Below are 6,683 nucleotides of genomic sequence, written 5' to 3' on the forward strand. Positions count from 1 at the left end.
GGGGGGAAGTCTGCTGGCTTAATGTATTAGATGGTCATTCACATTTTTCTGTCAGAAACCATCGGTCCCACTGTGAGTCCAAACCTAAGCCCCCAGAAGCCCACCCACAGCCTTAGACAGAGTGTCGAATACATTTACACCGAGTCGACCGGAGAGGACCATATAGAGGCCCACAGAGAGGAACACGAGTTTATAGACCAGAGTCAGGAGGGACCTTAGGTCTGCGGAAGTCATAGACATAAAGCCTCCTTCGTCTATTGTACTACTGCACTAGATAACTAGTACAAAACAAAGGTCCAGACCATTGGTCCAGACCATAGTTATCATGATGATTGGAACGATTGAACGGTAGGCACTTTACGTCTCACCCACTGTTCAGCTTCAGCCAGTGACCAGCATAGCCGCTTATAGACTCTGCGTGTCATCCAGATTGTTGCTTGATATCGTCCACCCTCCACAGGCTGTATAGATGTCTTAATCACAGTGATAACCCACCACCTGAAGTCCTGCTGATATTCAGTCCAGACTTACCCTGCTCATGGTCTTACCTCCCTCGGTCTCCTGACCTTGGGTATCGACTACAGCTTGCTGAGCGTCATCTGGAGGAGCTACAGGAGGCGGGACCGAAGCCCCACCTTGAGTCCCACCACCACCTGTCCGGCCCTTGGCGATGGACCTGAAGCCTTTACTAACGCTCTTACCCATTGGTCTTACGCTTCGGTCTTGGTGAACTTCAGGCGTTTGACTACAGGCAGGACGGCAGTAGCTGAGCCAGTGCCCATCTTGATGGTCGTAGCAGCTTCAGCGACAACGAACACTTTACCGAGGATTTCCAAGTCGTGGGACTGAGAGTCGCCATCACGTGAAAGGACGACTGTAATATTCTCACCGTCGTGACGGAAGCAGCCGAAGCTCAGGGCCGTGAAGCGTTTAGCCAGCATGAACACACCTTTGTCCTCACCGTTGTAATACGCGATGTCGGTACCCAGCATATCCACGATAGCGTCTTCACCAGAGAAGCCCTGTTTAGCAGCCAGACGGGACAGCGCTTTCAGTTGGGACTCATGGGCGATGATGCCGTAATCAGACACTTCAGCGCCGAAAGAGGACTCGGTGTTCTCAAACAGAGCGTCCATGATAGCGTCTGCCTTAGTGGTCAGGCTTCCAGTCAGGACTGGCAGCTCTACGGTCTTCAGCAGCTTGGAGGACTCCAGAACGTCAACCATGCGAGCGTTGATGGTACGGACCACATTCTCACAGATGTTAATAGCGTCCTGCTGGAGCGTACCCTGAGTGAAACCAGTGGAAGACTTGGCGTCCCAGAGCTTGGTCTGCTCAGAGATGAGAATAGCCTGCTCGATTGGTTCGACCACGATTTCTTGTCCAGACGGAACGGTCACGACTTCAGGTCGCTTGCCACCACGGACTGGAACGACCACAGAGCGGTCAGCCAGAGTGTGAGCAATGATTGGGGTCGGCAGGCTATTGCGGGTAGGCAGGACTTCTACAGGGAACGGGATGTTCTCTTGAGCGTCTTTAAGTACACCGTTCAGCATAGCCTTAACCGTCTTAGCTAACTGGAGGGCATAGACCTGCGGGTCAGCGTTAGTCGGCAGACCTTCATTGACCTGAATGTTGTCGGTATCGGTGATGCGTACTGGCTCAATGCCAAACTGGAAAGCGTCTTTAATCATGTTCATAATCAATCTCCTTAATGAAATCTTGATGTCCCCAGCCACAGGTCAGGGACAGAATGGGTGTGTGTTCTTAGATGGAGTCCAGCCAGTTACCGCCTGACTCAAGGTCAGCGACAATAGCGGCACGGGAGCGACCAGCGGAATGGGTAGCACTGCGGAGGCTCTCACCATAGGTCCGGCGTTCAGCTTTGTCCTGTTCGCGGCGCTGTAGCTCTTTCTGCCACTCTGCATCAGTCATGTTCTCTTCACGCATGCGCTCGGCCTGAATGCGCTGCTCTTTAGCGATACGCTCAGCCTCAGCTCGCTTGTTCTGCTGGCGGCGACCATAGGCGGTCATCAGGTCATTACTGAAGAAGTTGCCAATGGTCACGCCAGCTTCAGCCAGAGCTTCCAGTAACTCCATCGCCTCACGGCTGGTAGACGGCAGTCCTGACAGGTAGCCCGGAATCAGGGTCTTGATAGCGAATGACAGCGGATAGGACTTACCGTCCAGACTCACAGTATTTTCATAAAGGTTGATGTCGGTGACTGACAGCTTCCAGTCGTTGTTGTTGAATAACATAAGGTAGTACTCCTATTGAGAAGGTGAGAACTATCGGTATCGCAGACACAGTTATGCCTACGGGTCTCCCCGCATCGGTCATTCTCAAAAGGTGTTTAAATTAAGGTGGTTTACCAGCAGGAAACTTTTCCGTCTGGCTCAATGCGTCGAAACTTCGGTCATCAGACGATAGGTTTATGCGACCACTTTTCGGTCCCATAAGGTTCAAGACTCCAGTTCACTAGCTGCGCTAGACTTCGCAAACGCTCGGCGTAACTGATTGTTCAAATCCCGGTCCACCAGCATTGAGATAAGCTCGTCTCGACTGTAGTAAGGGCGCTCGGATGAATCAGTACCCATCCCCAGCATTGACAGAAGATGACGAGTAGGAAGACCACGGTAGCGAAGTGTTGCCCTGCCGATAGCGGTGCGAGGGTCAATCATAGCCATGATTACTTACCTCCACTCACAGCGACCAGCGGTCACAGCTTGATAGTCTGAATACTCAGCCTGTGAGACTTCACGTCCGGCGATGTAGAGGCCTGTGCCATGACGCTGGATGAATTCCTTGGTCTCCGGCTTGATGTCCTCAGCAGACGCTACAGCAGACTGCACGGTGGCGCTGGAGGTCATAGACACGAAGGCTCGGGTTACTGCCAGTCCGTACCCAATGTCCAACCACCGACCGAACTCTATAGCGGCTACTGGGTCAGCCAGCCACGAGGTCCCTAAGTGACCCATGTTAATCTTTTTAACAAACCCGTTTTCTGGGTTGGTTAGACTTCTACCAGCCTTGGTCCTCATGAAGCGAGCAACCTCGGTACTACGGTTATCTTCTACCTTACCAATCTGAATGCCTACCCGGCGTATCTCATCCAGTCGAAACAATCCGTCCTGACTGGTGATGTCCTGACCGAAGATATGAATGGTGTATTCCTGCTTATTGTCAGAAGTCATAAGAGGCACCTCCCGCCAGAGCTTCGGCAAAGGACCTGAAGCGCTGTTCTTGGTCAGCTTTCGCCTGAAGGCGTTCGGCATCAGGTGAGACCCACATCGCATAGGCAATAGCCGCCTCTTCAGTAGCCCATGTCCCCGGAGTCGAACCACCATGAGCAACATGCAAATTTGCATCTTGGTCAAGAAGCGTCCTGACGCTAGAACGCCACTGACCCGGCTCCTTAGCAGATGGAAGCTCAAGCTCTTTATGTAGCTCGTTCAGGTTCCACATACGGTCCTGATTACAGGCCCAGTGATAGCCGTCAACGATGACAGGAAGAACTACTTCATGCTTCATTAAGGGTTGAGTTGACATATCGTTGTACTCCTTTTGTTATGCCTCCTGAAGTCACACCCTGAAAGCCTACTCAAGCCCCCAACGATAGGGAGACTCACAGGCAACAGGAGACATACAGAAAGACTTGAGGTAATAAGGTCGTGTGAAGACCATGTTAACTTTTTTAACAAACCCGTTTTCTGGGTTGGTTAGACTTCTCGCCAACGCGCCCAAATTTGGACCCGTTAAGAATGGTGACTGCTCAGTTTTGAGCGCGTTAAGTCCTGACCAGACGGAAACTTTTCCTACTGGCTACTAGATAACTAGCGTGTCTCCATATGTATAAAGGTGCGACCACATGTCAGGACGAGCTGTAAGGACTCCAGATGGTGAGCGGTGATAGACTTAAGCCAATGAGTAGTGAGTAGACGAGCTACTAACCGAGACGACTAAAGAACGCTAACGAGCTGGAGGTCGAGACAGGAGGTCTGTCAGAGGCGGTCACAGACCTTGACTACTTAGGAGAGATACTTAATGTCGGTTGACCAGATGCTCGCATGTCCTGACTCAGAGGCGGAGGCTGGTCTCCCCTATAGTGATAGTTTAGGGTCCGTAATCATGAACCAGCTTTACTGGCGTGGTACTGGACGGATTTACTGGCGCTGACGACGGCAGCATAGACGTAGCGAGCGTAGCGAGTTGAAACCATAGGTTCACCCAAGGCAACACGCTTACGGCTCAGGGACTCCTGCACAGCGCTTACAGTTAATGTGTCGTGCGTTAGTAGTTGGGTCAGAATCAAGTATGGGCTGACAGGCTTGGTATTGCTTGCCATTGATTCGCTCAGGCGACCAGCACCAGTTAGGACATCATCCAGCCAGCCGCTCAAGTCACCCTGACCATCGAATGACAGCAGGTCCCCGCAGTGCTGCTGCAAGTAGGCTTTGGTGAACGTGTTGTCGTGAGTCGCGATTGGTCGTGCCATAGAGTATCTCCTGTAGTTGAATTAGTTGGTTCCCTATAGTGATAATCAAGTCCACCACTGGTGATGCATACAGTAGCGCGACAGGATGTGACTCACAGGCTGGACTGGATGTCAAGGATTAAGTCGACCCTAGGAATTAAGGAAGTAAATATAAAGAGGGAGGACCGGATGTGACCCACAGGTTGGACCGAATGTCAAGGACTAAAGACGCCTCAGGAATTAAGGAAGTATATATAAAGAGAGACCAGAGGCGACTCACAGTTAAACAGGAATGTCAAGAGGAGACCATAGGAATTTGGAGGACTGGAGTTAGGGAACCAGTTTAAATAAGACCACATACAGACTTAGAGTCGGACAGCCGAAGGCGGACCAGTGGGCCTATAGTCAGGAGGGATTATGATTATTATCACCCTCCATAACTTCAGTCCTGACTTCAGTAACACAAGGTTCAACCATCAGGAACAATCATGGTCTCCACCTTGTGTCATCCTACTTAAAGTAAAGCTGTCTTCAGCACCTCTGCCAGCCTACCAACAGCGTGTCCTTTCCCGTACAGGTCATACGTAATTGACTGACTGCTGTGACCTAAGATGCCTTGAGCGTCCACCAGATTGACTCCACGCTCTTTCATGCGTGTCGCCAACCAAATGTCTCAGACTGTGGAGAGAAACGTTCTCAGCGTCTCCTAGGGCCTCAGTCATGACCCGCGAGTTAAACCAGCTTGAGTATGCACTCGGAGTCATACCAAAGAGAGGACCCTCGTCTGGCTGCGTGTCTACCCATGAGAGGAAGGACGCCAAGTCGAAACCATACGCACCATCGGTCAGCGGCACCAGTCGGACTGAATGTTTGTTCTTAACTGATTTGCCTTCACCGTCTTCATTGATGTCGATACAGACCAGTCCATTGTCCAAGGTTACAATGTCACGTTTAGTCAGGTGGCAGACTTCAGCAGACCTAGCGCCAGTGACCACAGACACCAGAGATGCCCACCTACGGGCCTCAGAGGTCGTGTGAGCCGTGTGTCGTGTGAACTGATACTCAGCCTCAACACGGACCAGAAGTCTCTCCAGCTCCTCGTCTGTGAACGCCCTGCGCTTGGAGTCGATATCCTTGGTCAGCTTCATCCGTTCAATAGGGTTGCGGCCCTCAAGCTGTCCATTCATCAGACCGTAATCAAGACACATCTTCGCCTTGGTCAGTAGCTTGTTGATTGTCGATGGTCTCACCTCAGCAGCCAGCATAGAGTCCCTGACAGCCAGCCACCCAGAGCGGGACATCAGGTCCATGTCTTCAGGCAGGAACCGGGAGACAGTATTGAGTGAGGACGAGAGGTCCTTGTAGCTGGATGTCTTCAGGGTCTGGACCTTCTCAGCCAGCAGCGAGGACACTAGGCTTGAAAAAACTACAGATGACTGACGCTCCTGTGTGAAAACTGCTGGTCTATCACCCTGCTCATTATTCAGAATTGACGTAGAGTCGCCTATAGTAAGCTGGCTTACGCCATCAGTTGAGTCATCAGTAAGGTTATTATCATCAGTAAGCTGGCTTACGCCACCATCAATCAGCTTAATCAGACCAGAGGTATCACCAGTGTCTACCCTCTGCTGTGCTGCGGTCAGGACTTCAAGCGCTAACCTTATGCCCTTCTGCTGGTCCAGACTCAAGGCTTGCGTAGCGGCTAGCTCCTTCAGGTTGGACTTCTCGTCGACCAAAGTAGCGACCTCAAGTCCATTCCAGTAATCGTCACTAGCGTCTGTCAGGAACTGCTCAGCCATAGACCGGAGGTGCGCTGTAAGCTCCTGTAGTGAGACTTCAGGCCTATCCAACATGAAGGACTTAGCTGTGGCTGCAAGCTCTCTCTGACGCATTGTGGCTACTCTCCTGTCTGTGCTTCGGGTCGATACTGAAAGAAACGGGATGGTCTGTCCCTTGAGTCTGAAGCGGATAGTATATCGACCATTGGCTCTACGGACTAACTGAGGCTTAGCTACGCTGAGTAGATTGATTTGTGTCAGCCTTGTGTCAGGACTTGAGGTGTAGACTTGCTGATACAGATAGGGAGACCCAGAGAAAGAACTGGATGGATATACAGTATTATCATGATTAATGTCAGTCATATCAGGACCTTAAGTAGCATTGAGTCAACTACTTCAAGTCCATCCATCCGTCTGACAATGGAGTCCA

5 protein-coding genes and 2 pseudogenes are annotated in these 6,683 nt (G+C 51.3%); all 7 read right to left on the bottom strand.

All coding sequences use genetic code 11. The annotated features are described in order from the left end of the window. Window positions 1–710: 710 nt before the first annotated feature. Complete coding sequence (locus F0Q32_RS25765; RefSeq protein WP_149465172.1) at window positions 711–1,700, bottom strand: hypothetical protein; 990 nt, start codon at window positions 1,698–1,700, stop codon at window positions 711–713. 67 nt (window positions 1,701–1,767) lie between these two features. Beyond that, window positions 1,768–2,259, bottom strand: a complete 492-nt coding sequence (locus F0Q32_RS25770; RefSeq protein WP_149465173.1) for a hypothetical protein — start codon at window positions 2,257–2,259, stop codon at window positions 1,768–1,770. A gap of 435 nt (window positions 2,260–2,694) precedes the next feature. After that, complete coding sequence (locus F0Q32_RS25780; protein WP_149465175.1) at window positions 2,695–3,195, bottom strand: hypothetical protein; 501 nt, start codon at window positions 3,193–3,195, stop codon at window positions 2,695–2,697. Beyond that, a pseudogene (locus tag F0Q32_RS26655) lies at window positions 3,185–3,286 on the bottom strand (hypothetical protein); the annotation flags it as partial. The gene F0Q32_RS25780 and the pseudogene F0Q32_RS26655, both read right to left, overlap by 11 nt. Continuing rightward, window positions 3,287–3,550 (bottom strand): annotated as a pseudogene (locus F0Q32_RS26660) (hypothetical protein); the annotation flags it as partial. It lies immediately after the preceding pseudogene. Between the two features lie 577 nt (window positions 3,551–4,127). Further along, window positions 4,128–4,496, bottom strand: coding sequence for a hypothetical protein (locus tag F0Q32_RS25790; protein ID WP_000113586.1), 369 nt, complete (start codon window positions 4,494–4,496; stop codon window positions 4,128–4,130). Window positions 4,497–5,053: 557 nt separating this feature from the next. Beyond that, window positions 5,054–6,367, bottom strand: a complete 1,314-nt coding sequence (locus F0Q32_RS25795; RefSeq protein ID WP_255475794.1) for an integrase — start codon at window positions 6,365–6,367, stop codon at window positions 5,054–5,056. Window positions 6,368–6,683: the final 316 nt, after the last annotated feature.

Source organism: Pseudocitrobacter sp. 73, from assembly GCF_008369545.1.
Lineage (GTDB): Bacteria > Pseudomonadota > Gammaproteobacteria > Enterobacterales > Enterobacteriaceae > Pseudocitrobacter > Pseudocitrobacter vendiensis.